The organism is Zobellia uliginosa (assembly GCF_018860745.1).
Taxonomy (GTDB): Bacteria; Bacteroidota; Bacteroidia; order Flavobacteriales; family Flavobacteriaceae; genus Zobellia; species Zobellia uliginosa_B.
The window spans coordinates 124,440-145,765 of record NZ_JAHKPY010000015.1 but is presented as its reverse complement, the minus strand read 5'-3'; the positions used below and the strand labels follow the sequence as shown (position 1 = coordinate 145,765).

Genomic DNA, 21,326 nt, shown 5'->3' with positions numbered 1-21,326 from the left:
CTAACAAACTATCATGATGAAAAATAAGTGGTCTATAGGTTTAATTCTTGTTTTGTTGTGCGCCAGTACGTATGCTCAAGATTTTCAGGGAAAAGCAACATACCAGAGTAAAACCCAGGTAAATATGGATTTTGGTAATAGAAAAATTCCAGAAGACCGTAAAAAGGAGATGATGGAGCGTATTAAAAAGGCGAATGAAAAAACCTTTAAACTCACTTTCAATCAAATAGAATCTATCTACGAGGAGGAAGAACAGTTGGAACAGCCTAGTGGTAGAGAGGGTGGTCGCGGTCCACGGTTTGGAAGAATGGGAGTATCAGATGGCGATTTATATAAGAATTTAAAAGATCAGAGGTATTTAGTAAAGAATGAGCTTCTAGGTAAAATATTCCTTATAGACGATGAATTGGAAAAACTAGATTGGAAATTAGAGAGTGATACTAAGCAAATTGGTAACTATACCGCGTTTAAGGCAACTGCCACTAAGACAATCAAACGACCCAATATGAGAGCAATTTTCCGTAGACCAAATAGAGATGGCACTACGGAAAAAGAAGACAAAAAAGAAGAAGAGTTTATAATAAAAGAAGTAGAAATTGTTGCCTGGTATACTCCAGAAATACCTGTTAACCAGGGTCCTTTTTCATATTGGGGGCTTCCTGGACTTATACTTGCGGTAAGTGATGATATCACTACTATTGTTTGTTCGGAGCTTACTTTAAACCCAACTGAGAAAATAGAAATCAAGGCTCCGAGTAAAGGTAAAAGAGTAACTCAAGCGGAATATGACAAAATCTCTCAAGAGAAAATGAAAGAAATGCGTGAAAATTTCAGGAGTAGACGTAACCGTGGAGACGGCAGACCACAATAAAATTTTTATCTCTTTAAATTTTTAGTTTCCATTCCTAACCCGTACTTCATGAAAAATGTATTGTTGTTAGTTTTGTTTCTTGCAATGGGAGTGATGGGGCTGTCTCAGGAAATCTCTTTAACCGGGACTGTGAAAGATAGTCTGGGTACAGGCGTAGACATGGCTAATGTAATTGCTATAAATACCGCAACAAAAGGTTTGGAATCATACGGTATAACAAATCATGCGGGTATGTATAAATTGAAGCTAAAATCAGGATTTGAATACACCGTTAAAGTAAGTTATTTAGGTTTTAGAACAGAGTCTTTTACGTTTATGGCGGGTAAATTAGATGCTGTTAAGGATATTGAAATGCATGAACAGGCCAGTAAATTAGACGGTGTAGAAGTAACATATGAAATGCCTGTTTCGGTAAAAGGGGATACTATTGTTTATGATATGGATGCCTTTGTTTCCGGTACGGAGAAAAAGCTGAAGGATGTTTTGGAAAACCTTCCAGGTATAGAGATCAACGATGATGGCCAGATAGAAGTAGAAGGTAAGACCGTAAGCAAGGTTATGGTTGAAGGAAAAGATTTTTTTGATGGTGATTCTAAATTGGCCGTTGAAAATATTCCGGCAAATGCACTTAGTAAAGTTGAAGTGCTAAGAAATTTCAATGAAGTATCTCAAATGAAAGGCCTTACCAATGATGATGATAACGTAGCTTTGAACATTAAGTTAAAGGAAGGCAAAAAAAACTTCTGGTTTGGAGAGTTAACGGCAGGATACGGACCTGATAATAGGTATCTGGCACACCCTAAATTGTTTTACTACAGTCCCAAGTACAGCATTAATATCATTACGGATTTAAATAATTTGGGTGAAGTGCCATTTACCCGAAACGACTACAGAAATTTTACCGGAGGTTTTAGAAATATAAATGCTAGAGGAGGTAGCTCAATAGGCACGGGTGCTGATGGATTGGGGCTTTCTACGGCCCAGAACAATAGAGCTAATGACATAGATACCAAGTTTGCTGCGGCAAATTTTAGTTATGCACCTACCCAAAGTTTGGATTTAAGTGGTTTTGGGATTTACTCCTATACTGGTACATTAATGAAATCAGAGCGTACTACAGCTTATATAGCCAGTAACGATATAGAAAATGCGACAACCAATACGGATCAGACCGTACATTTGGGCCTGGCAAAATTGAGTGCTAGGTATAAACCAAATGAGAATTTTCAATTGGATTACGACGGACTTTTAAAACAATCTGATGATAATGAGGTCGTGAATGTGCTTTCCATAGCTGATATTAAGGATGAAATTTCTGAGGTAAAAGAACAAAAACCTTTATCGGTAAATCAAAATCTTAATATATATTACACCTTAGATGAAAAGAACATTTTTGCTGTAGAGGCGCAACACTTATATCAAGATGAAGACCCTTTTTATGAAGCAATTCGTAATGAGTTTGCCTTTGTGGATATTTTTCCGGTAGATGAAAATCAGAGCTTGTATAATTTAAATCAATCTAAAAATATAGTTACCAATAAAGTAGATGCAAAGGTTGATTATTATAGGGTGCTGGGTTCTAAAAGTAATATAAATTTTACGTTGGGTACAACGCAAAGTCATCAGAATTTCAACTCGGATATCTTTCAGGTTTTAGATAATGAAACCACCTTGGATATGATGGGAAGTGATTTTGAAAATGATTTGAGTTTCAATGTCTCCGATCTTTATTTGGGGTTTCATTATAAAGTAATAGCGGGAATTTTTACGTTTAATCCTGGGGTTACTCTCCATCAGTATAATGTTAAGAATGAGCAATTGGGTAGTGTGGTAGAGGATAACCTTACGTCACTGTTGCCGGACATGTATATAAACGCACAACTTAAAAAATCAGAAAATATACGGTTTAATTATAGGGTGACACGCTCTTTTACTGATGTCAGTAATTTTGCACAAGGGTATGTATTGAATAATTATAACTCGCTTTATAATGGGAATAGAGATTTGGAAAGTGCTCTTAATCATAACCTTTCCTTGAATTTCTTTAGCTTCAATATGTTCAATTTTACTAATATTTTTGCGAATGTAATCTACACCAAACGTATAGATGCACTAAAAAATAATGCCGATATAATTGGAATCAATAGAGTAAGTACTACGATCAATTCTAATTTTGAAGATGAGTCGTTAACCGCAAACGGAAGGTACGAGCGAACCATAGGTAAGATAAAAGCATCTGCACGTGCTAATGTTGGTTGGTCTACAACCAATAACTTAGTAGACGGTCAGCAACGTACTTCTAATTCGTTCACTCAGAATTATACGGGCGCATTATCAACTAATTTTAAGAATGCCCCCAACTTGGAACTGGGTTACAGATATACCGTAAATAACTATGAAAACGGAAATTTAGAAACCACATATTACACCAGTAGACCGTATGCCCGTTTTGATGCCGCTTTTTTGAAGAACTTTATTTTTACGGTAGATTATGACTATTATAATTATACGGACAGGGAGAGTACAATTGATAATAGGTATAGCTTTCTGGAGTCTAACTTAACCTACCAGAAGAAAGATAGCCGCTGGGAATATGGTATAAAAGGTACCAACTTGTTAAATACCACTACATTGAACAGAGATAGTACTAACGACTTGTTTTTTACAACGCAGACCTATTTTGTACAACCCCGTTATATGCTTTTCTCTGTAAAATATGATTTGTAATCCATTGAAAACAGGAGAGATAAAATGCTTATTTATTTATTGAGGTAATAAATAACACCATATTAATACATGAAACTAAACATTTTTTATACTTTTGCGTCCTAATTAAAAATAAAGAGGAGGGATTTGACTGATTGCAACCTCTGTTTTTGAGCTTAAATTGAGCTACAAAATAAAAAAATGCTAAAGCAGTTGATGTTGAATTATTCGCATCATCTTCTTTTCGGCATTCGTTCAAATCCTTTTAGAAAAAATAAAAGTTTGTATGCCATATTTATTTACTTCCGAATCTGTTAGTGAAGGACATCCTGATAAAGTTGCCGATCAAATTAGTGACGCATTATTGGATAATTTTTTGGCGTTTGACCCAGAAAGTAAAGTTGCCTGTGAAACTTTAGTAACCACAGGTCAGGTTGTTTTGGCCGGGGAGGTCAAGAGTAATACCTATCTAGATGTTCAAAATATAGCTAGAGAGGTCATAAACAAAATTGGTTACACTAAAGGTGAGTATCAATTTAGTGGTGATTCTTGTGGTGTTATTTCTCTAATCCACGAACAATCCCAGGATATTAGTCAAGGCGTAGATCGTGGTCAGAAAGAAGAGCAAGGAGCGGGTGATCAAGGTATGATGTTCGGTTATGCTACGAAAGAGACTGAAAATTACATGCCGTTGGCTTTGGATATATCACATAAAATCCTTCAAAATTTGGCCGAGTTGCGAAGGGAAGGTAGAATTATTGATTATCTACGTCCCGATGCCAAGTCTCAGGTAACAATAGAATATTCAGACGATAATGTGCCTCAGCGTATAGATACGATAGTAATCTCTACACAACATGATGCGTTTAGCAACGATGATGAGGCTATGTTGGCTAAAATCAAAAAGGATTTGGTTGAGATTTTGATTCCAAGGGTTGTTGAGCAACTTCCTGAGGTAATTCAAGGTCTTTTTGATGATCAGATCAAATATCACATCAACCCTACTGGAAAGTTTGTAATTGGTGGTCCTCACGGTGATGCTGGTCTTACCGGTAGAAAAATTATTGTTGACACCTATGGAGGAAAAGGAGCTCACGGTGGCGGTGCTTTTAGTGGTAAAGACCCGAGTAAGGTAGATAGGAGTGCCGCTTACGCTGCACGCCATATTGCAAAGAATTTGGTGGCAGCAGGTATTGCCGATGAGATTTTAGTACAAGTGAGCTACGCTATTGGGGTAGTTGAACCGACATCTATTTATGTGGATACCTATGGTACATCTAACGTGAATCTTACCGATGGTGAAATTGCCATCAAAGTCAAAACGCTTTTTGATATGCGCCCACATGCTATTGAAGAAAGACTTAAGTTGCGTAACCCTATATATTTAGAGTCTGCAGCCTATGGTCACATGGGTAAGGAGCCTAAAATAATCAAGAAAGTATTTGAATCACCATACAACGGTCGTATTGAGAAAGAAGTAGAATTGTTTACATGGGAAAAGTTGGACATGGTAGGTGATGTAAAAAAAGCGTTTAATTTATAAATTTTTCAAAAATGTTGGTGAATTTAAACTCACCGACCATATATTTGTAGTTCCAAAAGTTCAAACACGTATTGAATAGTTATCAAGAAAGGTGGAGGGAATAGACCCTTTGAAACCTTAGCAACCCTTTGCTTCTTAATGCAGAGAAGGTGCTACATTCTATCTCTGTAATAATGGGACAGATAACAAAACAGATTACTCATACTAATCTTTTGCTTTCTTATAACTTTTTAGATATCAAACCTTACTACAAATTGTGTGTCAAGGTGCAGGACTTTTAATTATTTTAAATAACAATTAAAAATCAAAGATTATGAGTGATCAGAAATTCTCAACCAACGCATTACATGCCGGACACGATCCCGCTCAAACAGGAGGAACCCGTGCGGTACCAATTTACCAAACGTCTTCTTACGTTTTTAACGATACGGACCACGCAGCAAACTTATTTTCACTTGCTGAGTTAGGTTTTATATATACCAGGCTGAACAACCCTACAAACCAAATTCTTCAAGATCGTTTAGCGGCTGTTGAAGGTGGTGTAGGAGCCGTTGTTTTTGCTTCGGGAACTTCAGCTATCTCTACAGGATTAATGACCCTATTAAAAGCTGGCGATCATATCGTGGCTTCTAGTAGTTTATACGGTGGTACATTTACTTTATTGAATGTTACTTTGCCAAGATTGGGAATCACTACTACATTTGTAGATGCTTCTGATCCGGAAAGTTTTGGCAAAGCGGTTCAAGATAATACAAGAGCTTTCTTTGTGGAATCTTTAGGAAACCCAAAATTAGACGTACTTGATCTAAAAGCGATTTCAAAACAAGCTAAAGCGGCACAAGTTCCTTTTATAGTTGATAATACGGTTGCTTCTCCTGCGCTATTGAATCCAATTGAGCATGGCGCTAACCTGGTTATTCATTCACTTACCAAATATATTGGCGGTCATGGTTCTTCTTTGGGAGGTGCTATAATTGATGCCGGGACCTTTGATTGGACCAACGGAAAGTTCCCGGAATTTACCGAACCTTCTGCAGGTTACCACGGATTAGTATACAGCGAAGCTTTAGGAGCAGCGGCTTTCACTTTTAAGTTGATTTTAGAAGGATTACGTGATTTTGGTGGTGCTTTGAGTCCGTTTAATGCATTTCAGATTATTCAAGGTTTGGAAACGTTGAATGTACGTATCAAGCAACATAGTGCTAATGCTCTGGAATTAGCAACTTGGTTAGAAGGAAGAGATGAAGTGGCATGGGTAAATTACCCTGGTCTAAAGAGCAACAAATACTATGATTTAGCACAGGAATATTTGCCAAAAGGACAAAGTGGTTTGGTTACTTTTGGATTAAAAGGTGGTTTTGAGGCAGCTAAAAAAGTTACGGATGCTACTAAGATTTTCTCTTTACTGGCCAATATTGGTGATACCAAATCATTGATCATTCACCCAGCAAGTACAACGCACCAACAATTGTCTGCAGAACAGCAAGATGCGGCAGGTGTAGGTCAGGATTTAATTCGTTTGTCTGTTGGTTTAGAGGATGTTGAAGATTTAAAAGCCGATTTGCAAAACGCTTTCGGAGTACTTTAATCAATAATTTTTATTAAAAATTAATAAGACCTATCTGGTGTAATAGTCAGCTAGGTCTAACATATATCGTATGCTTCATCATTTGAAATTAGCGAACTATACTACGATCAGTGGGGTTACTCAAGATATTGAGTTGTCTTATCAACTGTTTGGTCAAGAATTGCACACAGCGCCAATTGTACAGGTCAATCATGCTTTAACCGGTAATTCCAACGTTACGGGAGATGATGGCTGGTGGTCTGCACTCATAGGAGAAGGTAAATGTATCGATACTAAAAAGTACACAATTCTTTGTTTTAATATTCCGGGGAACGGATATGACAAATTCATAATTGATAATTATAAAGATTTCGTAGCGGGAGACATTGCAAGAATTTTCTTGTTGGGTCTTCAGAAACTGGAAATCAATAAATTATTTGCGCTTTTGGGTGGCTCTTTAGGAGGTGGCATTGCTTGGGAAATGGCAGCTATTAACCCTAAGATTATGGAACATCTAATTCCCGTTGCTTCGGATTGGAAGTCTACGGATTGGTTAATTGGAAACTGTCAGATTCAAGAGCAATTTCTGGTCAATAGTAAACAGCCTGTTCATGATGCACGCATGCATGCCATGTTGTGCTATCGTACGCCAGAATCGTTTAAAGAGCGATTCAAACGGAGCACAAATGAGGCGCTTCAGGTTTTTAACGTGGAGAGTTGGTTGCGGCACCATGGCGAAAAATTACAAGAACGTTTTCAGCTTTCGGCCTATAAACTCATGAACCAATTACTCAAGACTATAGATGTCATGAGAAATGGGGAACAGAATTTTATCGACCTTCAAAATAGTGATGTAAACATTCATATAATTGGAGTGGATTCTGATTTGTTCTTTACGGCAAAAGAGAATAAAGAGACCTTTAAGCGGTTGGCGCAGGCCAATGGTAACGTTACGTATGGCGAAGTACATTCCCTTCATGGTCACGATGCCTTTTTAATTGAATTTGATCAGATGGAAAGGCTTCTAGAACCCGTTTTTAGTAGAAATGGAAAATCTAAACAGCCTAAGGTATTGAAGTTCGGTGGAAAATCTCTTGCCAACGGTGAAGGGTTGGAGCGTGTTTTGGATATTGTTTCCAACAAGGTAAAAGAAGGTGAGAATATTTCAGTTGTTCTGTCTGCTCGTGCTAAAGGAACAGACCAATTAGAAGGTATTTTGGAGAAAGCAGCTAATGGAGAGAACTATTATAAAGATTTTGAAACTTTTGAAAAATATCAGAAGCATACCTTTAAGAATGTCAACCTTTCTAAAGAGTTCAAAGACCTAGCAAAATTGCTTGAAGGGGTTTCTCTTTTAGGCGATTACAGTCTAAAAATCAAGGACCAATTATTGTCTTTCGGCGAACTTATTTCAGCAAAGTTAGTTACGAAGTTACTTATTGGCAAAGGTATAAATGCGGTAATGTTAGATGCTAGGGAGTTGATTAAAACCGATTCCAATTTTGGTGATGCTTCGGTTAATGAAGCTTTGTCGAAAGAAAACGTGATACGTAAATTTGCTAAATTAGAAGCAGACGCGGTGCCTATTATTACAGGTTTTATTTCTTCCGATGAAAATGGGGATACAACTACGTTAGGCCGTAACGGTAGTAACTATTCGGCAGCATTGTTCGCTAATTTTTTGAATGCGGAAGAGCTTCAGAACTATACCCATGTAGATGGTATTTATACTGCCAATCCTGATTTGGTTTCCGATGCCAAACGCATTTCGCATCTATCGTATGGCGAGGCAAATGAATTGGCGAATTTTGGGGCGACTATCTTGCATGCCAAGACCATCATTCCATTAATAGAAAAGAACATTCCGCTACGTATTTTAAATACGTTCAATAATGATAATGAAGGCACGCTAATTAGCGCAAAGACCAAAGAAGGAGGTATAAAATCATTATCCGTTATCGAAAATGTTTCGATGATTAATGTAGAGGGTAGAGGGCTTCTCGGTAAAGTAGGGGTGGATGCCCGTATTTTCAGTGCGCTTCAAAAGAGTAATATTAGTGTGAGTATTATTTCCCAAGGTTCTTCTGAAAGAGGGATTGGGTTAGTGGTAAATGCAAGTCAAGCTCTAGAGGCCAAAAGAGCACTGGACAGGGAGTTTGAAAGTGATTATGAGTCCAAGGACATCAACATGATTACCGTGCTGGATGAGGTGTCTGTCATATCCATTGTGGGTCAAGATTTGAGTACATTTCATAGGCCGTATAATGCATTGATTAAAAATCAAATAGCACCGTTACTTTTCAATAACACGGTGTCTGGTAAGAACGTAAGTCTTGTGCTTAAAAAATCTGATTTGAGCAAAGCATTGAATGTAATGCACGGACAGATTTTTGGTATTAGTAAAAAGATAAATTTGGTGATTTTTGGCCACGGAAATGTTGGAGGAACACTAATTGACCAGATTTTAAAATCAACTAAAACCATACAGAAAAGAAAAGGTATAGACTTGAATGTCTTTGCAGTGGCCAATTCTAGAAAGATTTTATTGAACAAAAAAGGGATTCCGAAAAACTGGAAGTCCGCTATAGAAGATAAAGGTGTTGCATATAAGGTTGAAGATGTTATTGCCTATGCCAAAGAGCACCATTTAGAGAATTTAATTGTAGTTGATAATACAGCGAATAGTGATTTTGTAGCTCATTATTTTGAATTCGTCGAGAATGGTTTTGACATTGTTTCATCCAACAAAATAGCGAACACACTAGGCTTTGATTATTATCAATTATTGCGTGAAGAATTGGATAAACATCAGAAGCAATACTTGTATGAAACTAATGTAGGTGCTGGTCTTCCGTTAATAGATACGATACGCTTATTACATCTTTCAGGTGAAAATATAACAGGTATAAAAGGTGTGTTTTCGGGCTCGTTAAGTTATATTTTCAATACTTTTTCTGAGAGCGAAGAGCCATTTTCGAACATATTAATGGCAGCAATGAAAAGCGGCTTTACGGAGCCAGATCCACGTGAAGATCTTTCAGGTAATGACGTAGGTAGAAAGCTGTTGATTCTTGCCAGAGAATTGGATTTGAGCAACGAGTTTTCGGATATAAATATTGAAAACCTGATACCGGAAGAATTGAGAGATGGCGATGTAAACCATTTTCTTGATAACCTAGATTTGGTAGATGCGAAGTTCAATGAAATTAAAAAGAACCAGAAACCAGGTCATGTACTTAGGTATGTGGGCGATTTACACGGAAACCTTCAAGAAGAAAAAGGTATTTTAGATGTAAAACTGGTTTCGGTGCCTAAAGAAAGCGCATTGGGACAAGTAAAAGGTTCTGATTCGATTATTGAGATTTATACGGAGTCCTATGGAGAGAATCCGTTAGTGATTCAAGGAGCAGGAGCGGGTGCCGCTGTTACGGCACGAGGTGTTTTTGGAGATATTCTCCGTATAGCCGAAAAAGGATAAATTAAATAGTAACAGTAAGGGCAATTCTCTTGCTGTAAATTATATAATCATGGAAAAGAAATTTGAAACGAACGCCATTAGAACACAGTTAGAACGTACTAAAAACTTAGAGCATTCTGTACCTATGTACATGACCTCTAGTTTTGTGTTTGAAGATGCAGAAGATATGCGTGCCTCGTTTGCGGAAGAAAAAGAACGTAATATCTATTCTCGGTATTCAAACCCGAATTCTTCGGAGTTTATTGAGAAGGTATGCCAGATGGAAGGTGCTGAAAACGGATTTGCTTTTGCTTCTGGTATGGCCGCTGTATTTTCGACTTTGGCAGCACTTCTGGATAGTGGAGACCATGTATTGTCCGCACGTAATATTTTTGGTTCAACCCATTCGTTGTTCACTAATTTCTTTCCAAAATGGAATATTGACCATTCGTATTTTAAGATTGATGATTTAGAGGGAATCGAAGCGTTGATTACACCGAAAACTAAAATCATATATGCAGAGTCTCCCACCAACCCAGGGGTAGATGTTCTTGATTTAGAGGTCTTGGGTAAGATTGCTAAAAAACATAATTTGATTTTGGTAATCGATAACTGTTTTGCTTCTCCTTACTTGCAACAACCTATAAAGTTTGGGGCGGATTTGGTAATCCACTCCGGAACAAAATTAATGGACGGGCAAGGTCGGGTTCTTGCAGGTATTACTGTAGGCTCAAAAGAATTGATTGATAAAGTATATCGGTTCTCAAGAATTACAGGCCCTGCATTATCGCCATTTAATGCTTGGGTGCTTTCTAAGAGCTTAGAGACATTGGCTGTTCGAGTAGATCGTCATTGTGAAAATGCTTTAAAATTAGCGGAGTTTCTAGAAGGACATGAAAAAGTAAACTGGGTTAAATACCCGTTTTTAAAATCGCACCCTAAATATGAAATTGCTAAAAAGCAAATGAAAGCAGGTGGCTGTGTAGTTGCTTTTGAAGTAAAGGGAGGCGTGGAAGCTGGTAAAAATTTCTTCGATTCTATTGAGCTTTTATCGCTGTCCGCAAATTTAGGTGATGCACGTAGTATTATAACCCATCCGGCGTCTACTACACACAGTAAACTTTCTACAGCGGAAAGGGCAGAAACAGGAATTACGGATGGTATGGTGCGAGTCTCCGTAGGTCTAGAGCATATAGATGATATTATTGCCGATATTTCTCAGGCGTTAGGATAACGAAAAAAGCTTCCCAGTTGGGAAGCTTTTTTGTTTAATAAGCGTTTGTCTTTAAAAGAACTAATCCTCAATTTCTTTACCAACGGCAAAAGGTTCTAAAGATTCGTTAATAACGTTCTCGGTAACGTGGTTGATATAATTGCTCAAGGTTTTTAAGGAGATACCAGTTATAATCTCCATAACATTCTCAGGTGTAAAACCTGCATTGTAAAAAGTTTCCAAATCACTCTCTACAATGTTACCTCTTGTTTCCGTAAGTTTCTTGGTAATGTTTACCAATACGTTAAGTCTTTTGTCTTCAAGGGTTTTCTCTTTTCTAACGGCGTTTAGAATAGAAGATGGTATACCATTGGCCTTTGACGCCCTAGTATGTGCGGCGGTACAGTACGCACAATCATTTACGATGCTTGCGGCCAGCAAGATTAAATGCTGTTCACCTGCTGAAAAAGAAGTCTTTGCAAATATGGAAAATAAGCTATTGTATGCTTCCAAAGAAGCCGGTGCACCTGCCATGTAGCGAAAAAGGTTGGGTACGGTGCCATACTTTTTCTCTCCGTATTTTAAAAGTTCTTTGGATTCTTCAGGGGCACTTTCTATACTGTGTTTTGTGAATTGTTTCATACATCTTGTTTTTAATAATGAGAGTGTTTAAAATCCTCAAGAGCTGTAAATAATAATTTGATTATAGCAAAGGTACGCGTCCAAAAAAGTTTAAAGAGCCGCATTTCCATTTTGGTATAGCTTTTTAGAATAGCGGTCAAATAAATCGCCGAACAACGTTGCAATTTTGCATCATGAAAAAAATAACAAACTTTGGAATTTTTACGTTACTCTTCGTAAGTAGTTTGATTGTAATGGTAGGTGCTGTAATTGCACCATCGCTATCAGGAATAATAGAGCACTTAAATTTCAACTATTCGCCGGGTTTGCTTATAACCCTTCCTTCACTTGGTGTGGTTGTTTTTGCATCTTTAGTAGGTCGTTTTTTGCCAAAAACCGGGGCTTTCAAAATGTTATGTTTGGGCTTAATACCTTACGCGCTATTAGGTGTCGCTGGGGCTTTTATCAACAACGACTATGTTTTAATTTTAGATCGGTTTCTTTTGGGTGGTGCTACTGTGGCAATCCAAATATCAGTAGGTTCCTTTATAGCTGATTGTTTTCCAGGAGAAAAACGAATGAAACTTATTGCTTGGCAAGGTATGGCAGTAGAATTGGGCGGCGTAATCTTTTTGTCTATCGGAGGTGTTTTAGGCGAGTTGAATTGGCAATACCCATTTTACATTTACCTTATTGCCCTTGTTTGTTTTTTGTTCGTTTTGAAAACATTACCCAATTATTCCGGCAAAATAGAATCTGAGGAAGAGAGTTTGCCTCCGGAAAAAGAAGACAGTGCCAAGGTGAAAATGATTTTTATGGCAGCTTTACTGGCAATGGTATTGTTCTTTGTCAGTTTAGTGACCTTACCAATTTACTTGCCTGAGAGTTTCGGGTTCAGTGAATCTTTAATTGGGTATTATATGGCATTTATTTCGGTTGTTGCTGTGGTAACGGCAAGTCAAATGCCAAAGATGGTTGCAAGATTTGGAGCTGAAAATACTGTGGTTGTAGGCTTTTTATTTTTTTTATTGGGTTATGTAAGCTTGGTGACTTCAGTTACTATTATATTTTTAATATTGACTTCCATCTTTATAGGAATCGGATTTGGTTTTACCATTCCATTATTGAACCATATGATGATTGAGGCCAGTTCTAATGAAACACTAGGTAAAAATCTAGGCCTCTATTCTATGGGTGTTTTTGGTGGACAGTTTTTATCGACCTTTATCGATTATATTTCAGAAGATTATGTAATAATTTATAATGTAGCAGCAATATTAGCCCTTTTGATAGCTTTGGGTATGTTCTTTGCATTTAAGAAATTGAAGTCTTAAAAACTCAATTTTATTCTTTTTACTTTTGGCCTTAGTTTAAAGAATAGATGACCAAGGCAGCCTGGGTTGATAAAATTAAAATTATAGAGGGACTGGACGAAGAAACAGAAATGCTTTCGCCCAATTCTTTTGGTATTTGTTTTAATCAGAGGTCAGAGACGGATTTGGTTGTTTACTTCAAACCTTTAAATGAATTGTTTCCTCCGGTAGCTTTTGATTGTAAAAAAGGTTTGCTTTTCAATTTTGAACGTGATTTAATTGAAGAAGATGATATTGAGTATGCCTTGGATATTATGTCACTGTTCAACCAATCTCCCGAATTACAATTAGACCAACCGCACCAAGTACGTCAGCTTCAAAAAGTTATGGATTTGGTTGTTGAAGAATACCATAATCCGAACGCATCTTACATAATGCTCAAGACCTTATTAAAGGTTTTAATGTTGAATTTAATCCGTTTTTGGAATAAGGACTTCATAAAGCAAGACCATAATCAGAAACGCCTTTTTCAGTTTTTAGAAATGATGGAAATGTCGTTTATGAAACATACCGATGCAGATTTTTATGCCAAGCAAATAGGTGTTAGTGTAAAACGGCTCAATCAAATTTTAAAGGAAAAATTAGATATGACCGCCAAACAGATTATTCAACAACGCCAGATTACCGAAGCCAAACGAAGACTCATTAAAAGTGAAATCACCATAAAAGAACTTGCCTTTCTTTTGGGTTTTGATTCGTTCAGTGGCTTTTCTCGGTTTTTTAAAAAGGCGGTAGGGGAGAGCCCTTCTAAGTTTAAAGCAAGGCATAGTTAATATTTTACAAATATAAAGGTCTATTTATTGTTCGGTCTTCACTGAAGTATTTGGTGTAACTTTTCTTTTCCAATATATAATGTAAATGGTTCCGAGCAGGGTAGGAAGCGTCCATGCAATTAAGTGTTGAATACCTAGTCCGGCAATTATAAAAGCGGTTATGGAAGCAATTAATGCACCCATCATTCTACCAATATGTGCGGCAAGCCAAGCATTTTTTGTTTTCTGGGGATTGCGATAAAATCTAAAATCGGAAACCGTCAAGAATATACCAAACCCTCCAAAAAAGACATATAATGTACCTATTGAGCTGGAATTGATAAGATTGTATATGCCAGTGAAGAGCATAGCGACAGATAGGCAAAACATAGTCCCAGAGATTATTTTATCGGTTATATCTGCATTGGTTTTTATTTTGAATTTCAACGTGCGATTACCTACTAGAACCAGGTATATTGTAAATATGCCTATTAGCGCAAGAAAGAGATTCTCATGATTTGGCATAAAGGCTATGGGAATAGAAATAAGTGAGCTTCCTATCATTCCGATAGTAAACAACTTCCCTGATTTTTTGTGAAAAGAACTTCCTTTTTTAACGATGATGCTGACAATGCCCGTAGTTAAACCGATTCCACCCAGAAAAGCGTGAATGTAAATTAAAATGGTAATAATTTCTTCCATGATTTTATATAGCTTGATTATTCAAAAATCTATTAATAGTATGGTTTTCAGAAGTTAAGTTTTCCGAAACGTCATAATGGAAGGCTGAGCTGTAAAAGTTATATTAAAATTGGCAAAAGGAATTCTAGCGGAGCAAAATAATTAATCACCCGTTACGCCATTGCACCATTGGCACCAATGGTTTGCCCACTTATCCATTTGGCATCATCACTAGCTAAAAAGCATACGACTTGAGCAATATCAATAGGTTCAGCTATACGGTTAAAAGCATTCATTGAGGCCAAACGTTCAATGAATTGGTCAGACTTACCATGGGCAAACAACTCCGTATTTGTAGGGCCTGGTAAAACGGCATTTACGTTTATTCCTCTTGCTCCAATTTCTTTAGCGAATACTCGGGTCATTTGTTCTATGGCACCCTTTGTCCCAACATACGCGCCATAAGTGGGTAACATTAAACGGGTTGTAGTAGAAGATATATTAATAATGCTTCCCTTATTGGCTAGACGAGCGGCAGCTTCCCTCATGGTATTGAAAGTGCCTTTTACGTTTACATTAAATTGTTTGTCGAAATCCTCGTCCGTGGTATCTTTAAGCAGTTTGTTGATCATGATTCCTGCGTTGTTCACTAGCACATCAATCTTTCCAAAATGTTTGATAGACTTGTCAAAAAGAGCTTTTACGTCTTCGGTTTTGCTTACATCTGCTTGTACAGCAATAGCTTCACCTCCACTGGATTGTATCTGGTTCACAACATCATCCGCTTTTTGTTTACTTCCGGAATAATTCACGATTACTTTTGCGCCTGCAGGGGCCAGTTGAATTGCAATTTCAGCACCAATTCCTCTTGATGCCCCAGTTACCAATGCCACTTTACCGTTTAAGTTTTTCATCTGTACAATTTATTAGAATCCGTGAAAACAAAGGTATTATACATTAGGTATTAGCTATAGTTAAGTATACGTTATTTTACAGATTGATGTCAGGATTCAAGTTAAAATGAAATTTGCGTAGTATTTTTGATGATAAGTGGCTAATATGAATTTCAATCCTGTTTATGAAAAAAGAGCACCATTACAAATCAAAACTTCAATGGACTGGAAATACAGGTAGTGGTACTACCGGTTATAGAGATTTTGAACGCAGCTATGCTATTTCCATCGAAAATAAACCGGATATTTTAGGGTCTTCGGACCCGTCGTTTAGAGGTGATGCTACAAAATACAACCCAGAGGAGCTGTTGGTAGCTTCTTTGTCTTCATGCCATATGCTTTGGTATTTGCATTTGTGTTCTGAAGCTGGCGTTATTGTTGTTAATTATAACGATAATGCTAGTGGAACTATGATAGAAACATCAGACGGAGGCGGGCGTTTTAGCGAAGTGACATTGCATCCCAAAGTTACCGTTAGTGAAAGTAAAATGATTAAAAAAGCCCAAGAGCTACATGCAAAAGCGAATCAACTTTGTTTTATTGCCAATTCTGTAAGTTTTAAGGTGGCACACCAGGCTAGTTGTGTTAGTTTAGAAGATGCTTTATAACGAATAAATTGTATATCAATACAATAAATGTAAAAGAAGAGGAGCTAAAACTGAGATGTAATGGCTTGCCTTATTTTAGCTCCTCTTACTTGTAGTTTTTCTGTTGATCTATTTTGTTCCCTTGTCATTAGTGATAAGGTAATTTAGGCGAGTTGCTATATAGAGCATTTCTCTGGCAATTTCTGTTGGTTCAGATATTAAAAGCTCTACAGCATCCTTGTTTTGCTGCGCTTCTAGATTTTCTTTTAGATTTATTTTAAATATATTTTGAGCTGATAAAGGCAGTTTTTGTACGGACTTAGGAAAAACCAACCAACTACCAGAGCCATATTTTATGGTGTAGGACATTGGGTTTTCTCCACGTGCATTTTTCACCTTAAATCCGTAAGCATCTAAAGAAGCAATTCCGTTCATAGGACTAATAGCTGGATCTATTCCTGCAGAGTAAACGCTAAAAAGGTCTTGGTGTCCGTAGTATATCATGCCGGTTTTTAACCAGACTAAAGCAAGCTGACTCAATTCTTGATTGGTTTTGTCCAAAAAGACTACACTAGGTTTTTGGTTGTTTTCAGATTTTTTAAAGATTGAAAAAGCAACTTGGTCTAATAGCAATAACCTTTCGGTGGAAATACCTTTAAAGGTAGTGCCAATTTGTACCACTGCTTTTTCAATTTTACCATTTAACTTCTGAGCAGACATTGCTAGTTGAAAGAAAAGCAATACTACAATCATTGCTACTGTTGATTTTGTTTTCATAAGGTTCATTTTAAATTATTAATTTATTTATTGCAATAAAACGATTAATAAGAATAATGCTTTTAATAGCTGTTATACATTTTAGTACTGACCGCTATTTAAAATAGGGATCATAGTTTTATTAATTAGTACATTGCAATATTACAATTAATAAGATTGAATTAGTAAATTCATATTCTTGATTTTTCTATTAAGCGAATGATTTAACGTTCACGTAACATACAAAACAGGTGATAAAGGAATATGGGTAATTATATTGATAAATAAGGCTTGCAAGAAATCATATACAAGGCCTGATATACTTACGTTAACGTCTCATTTTTTCCTTATATTTACCCCATGCTCTCAAAAAAGACAAAATACGGGTTAAAAGCACTTGCTTACTTGGCGTCACAGAAAGACAAGCAACCTGTACAGATTTCTGAAGTTGCTAAAGCAGAGAATATCTCACAGAAATTCTTGGAGAGTATCTTACTTTCTCTCCGCAAGAGCGGTTTTTTAGGTTCTAAAAAAGGTAAGGGAGGAGGTTACTACCTTATAAAAGACCCAAAAGAAGTATTAATGACAGATGTCATGCGCATACTCGAAGGTCCAATTGCCATGGTGCCCTGTGTGAGTCTTAATTTCTACGAAAAATGTGCGGACTGCCCAGATGAGGCTACTTGCTCCGTAAATAAATTGATGCTAATGGTGCGCGATGCCAATCTAGAGGTGTATCGTAACAATACTTTGGCAGATTTAATAGCCTGATTTTCCGATCAAAGCCAATATCTGGTGAAATATATTCAAAATTCATAGGGGTTTGTTAATAATCTACTAAATCTATAGGGTAAAAGTAAATTCTTTTATTTTTGCTCGTCTAACACAATAAAAATGGAGTACATTTGTTTACTCTATTAAATTAATAGGGTAATTAGATTAACACCAAAATGATAGTAGATCAGTTGATTTTAGATAAAGCAGCTTCCAAGAAGAAATATTCAGAAGATAAAAAATCTGAGAAGCCAATCCGTAGTATCGCCAAGGCGGTGAGCTGGAGGGTTATCGGTACATTAGATACCTTGTTGGTTTCCTATTTACTAACTAACGAAGTGGCTATTGCGGCGTCTATAGCTTCTATAGATTTCGTGACCAAGATGTTTTTGTACTTCTTTCACGAGCGTTTATGGAATAAAATTAATTGGGGTAAATAAATTAGGATATGAGCTTTTCAGAAGAACAGATAAAAAAACTTAACGAGCGTTTTAAAGACGCAGATCCATCGGTCATTGTTGATTGGACTATAGAAAATGCCAAGAATGCAGTAGTAACTACCAATTTTAGACCTTATGAGGTGGCTATTTTGCACGCCGTTGCCAATGCAAAGAATGATATTCCGGTAATTTGGTGCGATACGGGTTATAATACGCCAAATACCTACAAGCATGCGGAAGAGCTTATTGAAAAATTAGGTCTTAATATAGATTTATATGTGCCTAGGCAAACCAGTGCTCATCGTGATAGTGTAATGGGAATACCTCAAATAGATGACCCACAACATGCTGTTTTTACGGAACAAGTAAAATTGGAGCCTTTTAAAAGAGCAATGGAAGCTCATAAACCGGATGTTTGGTTTACGAACCTAAGAAAAGGGCAGACCGCTTTAAGGGATTCACTGGATATTTTGAGTCTGAGTAAAGACGGCGTTCTTAAGGTGAGTCCGTTTTATAACTGGAGCGATGCACAATTGGATACGTATTTAGAAGAAAGACAATTGCCAAACGAGCATAAATATTTTGACCCGACCAAGGTTCTTGAGAACCGCGAATGTGGGTTGCACACATAGAAGACATTCCGCTTTAAGCGAAAAAATAATAATCAAAGCATAGCAGTTAGCGAACAATATATTCAAAAAATTATGAGCCAAGATACATCACACATCAACGCCTTAGAAAACGAGGCCATCTACATCTTTAGAGAAGTAGCTGCTCAATTTGAAAGACCGGTACTTTTGTTTTCCGGCGGAAAAGATTCCATAACATTGGTGCGTTTGGCGCAAAAGGCGTTTTGGCCTGCCAAGATTCCTTTCCCTTTAATGCACATAGATACGGGTCATAACTTTCCTGAAACTATTGAGTTTAGAGATAGATTGGTAGAGGAGTTAGGTCTTGAGCTTATCGTAAGAAATGTTCAGGATTCTATTGATCAAGGTAAGGTAAAAGAAGAATCAGGTAGGTACTCAAGTAGAAACTCTTTGCAGACAACTACATTATTAGATGCTATTGAGGAATTCAAGTTTGATGCTTGTATTGGTGGTGCTCGTAGAGATGAAGAAAAGGCAAGAGCAAAGGAGCGTATTTTTTCTGTTCGTGATGATTTTGGTCAGTGGGATGAACGTAACCAGCGTCCGGAGCTTTTTGATATGTTGAACGGTCAGATAGAATTGGGGCAGAACGTACGTGTGTTCCCTATTTCTAACTGGACTGAGCTAGATGTTTGGTCTTATATTAAAGAAGAGGAAATAGAAATTCCATCTATATATTTCGCACATAAACGTAAAGTGTTCTTACGTGACGGTTTGATCTGGTCACATTCTGATTATGTGTACCAAGAGGAAGATGAAGAAGTTTTAGAACGTATGGTGCGTTTCCGTACTGTAGGTGATATGAGTTGTACTGCGGCTGTGTTTTCCGATGCTACCGATATTGAATCTGTTGTTGAAGAGATTCGTGATTCCAGTATTTCTGAAAGAGGAGCCCGTATTGACGATAAAAGATCAGAAGCGGCAATGGAGAAGAGAAAACAACAAGGATACTTTTAGGATTCTCAATAGGGAATTAGTTAAAAAAAATTGATTTAAAATTACAGCCAAAGATGGACGTATTAAAGATAGCAACAGCAGGTAGTGTAGATGACGGAAAAAGTACTTTGATCGGTAGAATTCTGTACGATACAAAATCATTGACTAGCGATAAGCTAGAAGCCATAGAAAAGACCAGTAAGAGCAAAGGGTATGATTACCTAGATTTCTCATTGGCTACAGACGGTTTGGTGGCCGAGCGCGAGCAAGGAATTACAATAGATGTGGCACATATCTATTTTTCCACTGCAAAGAAAAGTTATATTATAGCCGATACCCCAGGGCACGTAGAGTACACTCGTAACATGGTTACAGGTGCTTCTACTTCACAAGCAGCGATTATTTTGATCGATGCTAGAAAAGGGGTTATTGAGCAGACCAACCGTCACTTTTTTATCAATAACCTATTGCGCATCAAAGATGTGGTAGTGGCTATTAATAAAATGGACTTGGTAGATTATTCTGAGGAAACTTATAATGCTATTAAAGCCGATTTTGAGGAATTGATGGCAAAAAGAGATTACCAAGATCAGAAAATCACTTTTATTCCTGTTAGTGCCTTAAAAGGTGATAACGTAGTGAATAAAACAGACAAGACACCTTGGTATACAGGTCCAACTTTGTTAGAGCATTTTGAAGCTTTAGATCGTAAAGATATTTTCAATGTAGGTACGCCACGTTTCCCGGTGCAGTATGTGGTTCGTCCTAAAACAGAAGATTTTCATGATTTTAGAGGCTTTGCCGGTAAAGTATATGGTGGCGAATTAAGTGTTGGTGATGAGGTTGTTGCACTTCCATCACAAACAAGGTCTAAAATTAAGGAGATTTATTTCTACGATAAGAAATTCCAGACTGCTTCAAGAAGGTCTTCGGTAACGATTACTTTAGAAGATGAAATTAATATCAGTAGAGGAGATATGTTGGTGAGAGCCGAGGATTTGCCTACGATAGATAAACAATTTACAGCAACTATTTCTTGGATGGATTCCAACCAATTGACAGCAGGTAAGAAATATGTGGTACAACACGGTGTAAACAAAGTGTTGGCAAAGGTTGATAATATTCATCATAAGATCAATCCGGATTATTCTGGTATAGATACAGAAGTACAAGGGTTGGGTATGAACGATATCGCTCAGGTAACCTTCAAATTAAACAAGCCAATTTTTTACGACAAATTCGAGAATCACCGTACCAACGGTTCGTTCATCTTAATAGATACGCAGACCAATAGTACAGTAGGAGCAGGCTTCATAAGCTAAGAAGTGTCTCATTAAACTAAAAAGGTTAAGTAGTGTTGATTTAATCAGCTCTACAAAACCTATAGAAAAAATATACAATTAATAAATCTACCTATAAAAAGGTAAGAAACTAGAAGAGATACAG

At 37.1% G+C, this 21,326-nt stretch carries 18 protein-coding genes and 1 riboswitch; of the genes, 14 read left to right on the top strand and 4 right to left on the bottom strand.

Translation table 11 applies throughout. The annotated features are described in order from the left end of the window. Nucleotides 1–13 precede the first annotated feature (13 nt). The 6 genes from KO521_RS20080 to KO521_RS20055 all read left to right on the top strand — a co-directional run bounded on the left by KO521_RS20080 (nt 14) and on the right by KO521_RS20055 (nt 11,378). The gene (locus KO521_RS20080; protein ID WP_252730138.1) at nt 14–871 is read left to right on the top strand and encodes a GLPGLI family protein; all 858 of its coding nucleotides are present in this window, start codon (nt 14–16) and stop codon (nt 869–871) included. Nucleotides 872–919: 48 nt separating this feature from the next. After that, nucleotides 920–3,598, top strand: coding sequence for a TonB-dependent receptor (locus KO521_RS20075; RefSeq protein ID WP_215941701.1), 2,679 nt, complete (start codon nt 920–922; stop codon nt 3,596–3,598). Nucleotides 3,599–3,863: 265 nt separating this feature from the next. Beyond that, entirely contained in the window at nt 3,864–5,120 is a 1,257-nt protein-coding gene (gene metK / locus KO521_RS20070; RefSeq protein WP_215941700.1) for a methionine adenosyltransferase, read from the top strand. Between the two features lie 76 nt (nt 5,121–5,196). Then, a riboswitch (SAM riboswitch) is annotated at nt 5,197–5,309 on the top strand. 124 nt (nt 5,310–5,433) lie between these two features. Further along, a complete protein-coding gene (locus KO521_RS20065) occupies nt 5,434–6,708 on the top strand; it encodes an O-acetylhomoserine aminocarboxypropyltransferase/cysteine synthase family protein (protein ID WP_215941699.1) in 1,275 nt (424 codons plus the stop codon). 70 nt (nt 6,709–6,778) lie between these two features. Then, the gene (gene thrA / locus KO521_RS20060; protein WP_215941698.1) at nt 6,779–10,165 is read left to right on the top strand and encodes a bifunctional aspartate kinase/homoserine dehydrogenase I; all 3,387 of its coding nucleotides are present in this window, start codon (nt 6,779–6,781) and stop codon (nt 10,163–10,165) included. A 49-nt stretch (nt 10,166–10,214) separates the two neighbouring features. After that, on the top strand, nt 10,215–11,378 hold the full coding sequence (locus tag KO521_RS20055) for a trans-sulfuration enzyme family protein (protein WP_215941697.1): 1,164 nt from the start codon (nt 10,215–10,217) through the stop codon (nt 11,376–11,378). Nucleotides 11,379–11,438: 60 nt separating this feature from the next. Here the strand turns inward: KO521_RS20055 and KO521_RS20050 are convergent, their stop codons facing one another. Then, on the bottom strand, nt 11,439–11,999 hold the full coding sequence (locus KO521_RS20050) for a carboxymuconolactone decarboxylase family protein (RefSeq protein ID WP_215941696.1): 561 nt from the start codon (nt 11,997–11,999) through the stop codon (nt 11,439–11,441). A gap of 173 nt (nt 12,000–12,172) precedes the next feature. Here KO521_RS20050 and KO521_RS20045 point away from each other — a divergent pair, with 173 nt between their 5' ends. Both KO521_RS20045 and KO521_RS20040 read left to right on the top strand, forming a co-directional pair. Beyond that, entirely contained in the window at nt 12,173–13,312 is a 1,140-nt protein-coding gene (locus KO521_RS20045) for an MFS transporter (RefSeq protein WP_215941695.1), read from the top strand. A gap of 47 nt (nt 13,313–13,359) precedes the next feature. Next, a complete protein-coding gene (locus tag KO521_RS20040; protein ID WP_215941694.1) occupies nt 13,360–14,124 on the top strand; it encodes a helix-turn-helix domain-containing protein in 765 nt (254 codons plus the stop codon). A gap of 24 nt (nt 14,125–14,148) precedes the next feature. On the opposite strand, the gene KO521_RS20035 is transcribed toward KO521_RS20040, so the two are convergent. Next, nucleotides 14,149–14,805, bottom strand: a complete 657-nt coding sequence (locus KO521_RS20035; RefSeq protein ID WP_215941693.1) for a hypothetical protein — start codon at nt 14,803–14,805, stop codon at nt 14,149–14,151. A 152-nt stretch (nt 14,806–14,957) separates the two neighbouring features. Beyond that, nucleotides 14,958–15,698 carry an SDR family oxidoreductase gene (locus KO521_RS20030; protein WP_215941692.1) on the bottom strand — a complete coding sequence of 247 codons (741 nt, stop codon included), beginning with the start codon at nt 15,696–15,698 and terminating at the stop codon, nt 14,958–14,960. Nucleotides 15,699–15,862: 164 nt separating this feature from the next. Between KO521_RS20030 and KO521_RS20025 the strand changes: the two genes are divergently transcribed. Beyond that, nucleotides 15,863–16,345, top strand: a complete 483-nt coding sequence (locus KO521_RS20025; protein ID WP_215941691.1) for an OsmC family protein — start codon at nt 15,863–15,865, stop codon at nt 16,343–16,345. Nucleotides 16,346–16,453: 108 nt separating this feature from the next. Here KO521_RS20025 and KO521_RS20020 read toward each other — a convergent pair whose 3' ends face one another. Beyond that, nucleotides 16,454–17,101, bottom strand: a complete 648-nt coding sequence (locus KO521_RS20020; protein ID WP_215941690.1) for a hypothetical protein — start codon at nt 17,099–17,101, stop codon at nt 16,454–16,456. Between the two features lie 339 nt (nt 17,102–17,440). Here KO521_RS20020 and KO521_RS20015 point away from each other — a divergent pair, with 339 nt between their 5' ends. The 5 genes from KO521_RS20015 (at nt 17,441) to KO521_RS19995 (ending at nt 21,202) form a co-directional block, all read left to right on the top strand. Further along, complete coding sequence (locus KO521_RS20015; RefSeq protein ID WP_194526132.1) at nt 17,441–17,851, top strand: RrF2 family transcriptional regulator; 411 nt, start codon at nt 17,441–17,443, stop codon at nt 17,849–17,851. 179 nt (nt 17,852–18,030) lie between these two features. Beyond that, nucleotides 18,031–18,294, top strand: a complete 264-nt coding sequence (locus KO521_RS20010; protein ID WP_194526133.1) for a DUF2061 domain-containing protein — start codon at nt 18,031–18,033, stop codon at nt 18,292–18,294. A gap of 8 nt (nt 18,295–18,302) precedes the next feature. Further along, complete coding sequence (locus tag KO521_RS20005) at nt 18,303–18,926, top strand: phosphoadenosine phosphosulfate reductase domain-containing protein (RefSeq protein ID WP_215941689.1); 624 nt, start codon at nt 18,303–18,305, stop codon at nt 18,924–18,926. A 60-nt stretch (nt 18,927–18,986) separates the two neighbouring features. Further along, nucleotides 18,987–19,901, top strand: coding sequence for a sulfate adenylyltransferase subunit CysD (cysD, locus tag KO521_RS20000; protein WP_354668233.1), 915 nt, complete (start codon nt 18,987–18,989; stop codon nt 19,899–19,901). Nucleotides 19,902–19,954: 53 nt separating this feature from the next. Next, a complete protein-coding gene (locus KO521_RS19995; protein WP_215941687.1) occupies nt 19,955–21,202 on the top strand; it encodes a sulfate adenylyltransferase subunit 1 in 1,248 nt (415 codons plus the stop codon). The last annotated feature ends 124 nt before the right edge of the window (nt 21,203–21,326 follow it).

Bases quoted from the DNA above. Each gene is read 5' to 3' on its own strand.
- KO521_RS20015 (WP_194526132.1), top strand. From the start codon at position 17,441: ATGCTCTCAAAAAAGACAAAATACGGGTTAAAAGCACTTGCTTACTTG.
- KO521_RS20080 (WP_252730138.1), top strand. From the start codon at position 14: ATGATGAAAAATAAGTGGTCTATAGGTTTAATTCTTGTTTTGTTGTGC.
- KO521_RS20035 (WP_215941693.1), bottom strand. From the start codon at position 14,805: ATGGAAGAAATTATTACCATTTTAATTTACATTCACGCTTTTCTGGGT.
- KO521_RS20075 (WP_215941701.1), top strand. From the start codon at position 920: ATGAAAAATGTATTGTTGTTAGTTTTGTTTCTTGCAATGGGAGTGATG.
- KO521_RS20020 (WP_215941690.1), bottom strand. From the start codon at position 17,101: ATGAAAACAAAATCAACAGTAGCAATGATTGTAGTATTGCTTTTCTTT.
- metK (WP_215941700.1), top strand. From the start codon at position 3,864: ATGCCATATTTATTTACTTCCGAATCTGTTAGTGAAGGACATCCTGAT.
- KO521_RS20050 (WP_215941696.1), bottom strand. From the start codon at position 11,999: ATGAAACAATTCACAAAACACAGTATAGAAAGTGCCCCTGAAGAATCC.
- KO521_RS20030 (WP_215941692.1), bottom strand. From the start codon at position 15,698: ATGAAAAACTTAAACGGTAAAGTGGCATTGGTAACTGGGGCATCAAGA.
- KO521_RS20010 (WP_194526133.1), top strand. From the start codon at position 18,031: ATGATAGTAGATCAGTTGATTTTAGATAAAGCAGCTTCCAAGAAGAAA.
- KO521_RS20045 (WP_215941695.1), top strand. From the start codon at position 12,173: ATGAAAAAAATAACAAACTTTGGAATTTTTACGTTACTCTTCGTAAGT.
- KO521_RS20065 (WP_215941699.1), top strand. From the start codon at position 5,434: ATGAGTGATCAGAAATTCTCAACCAACGCATTACATGCCGGACACGAT.
- KO521_RS20040 (WP_215941694.1), top strand. From the start codon at position 13,360: ATGACCAAGGCAGCCTGGGTTGATAAAATTAAAATTATAGAGGGACTG.
- KO521_RS20025 (WP_215941691.1), top strand. From the start codon at position 15,863: ATGAAAAAAGAGCACCATTACAAATCAAAACTTCAATGGACTGGAAAT.
- thrA (WP_215941698.1), top strand. From the start codon at position 6,779: ATGCTTCATCATTTGAAATTAGCGAACTATACTACGATCAGTGGGGTT.
- KO521_RS20005 (WP_215941689.1), top strand. From the start codon at position 18,303: ATGAGCTTTTCAGAAGAACAGATAAAAAAACTTAACGAGCGTTTTAAA.
- KO521_RS19995 (WP_215941687.1), top strand. From the start codon at position 19,955: ATGGACGTATTAAAGATAGCAACAGCAGGTAGTGTAGATGACGGAAAA.
- KO521_RS20055 (WP_215941697.1), top strand. From the start codon at position 10,215: ATGGAAAAGAAATTTGAAACGAACGCCATTAGAACACAGTTAGAACGT.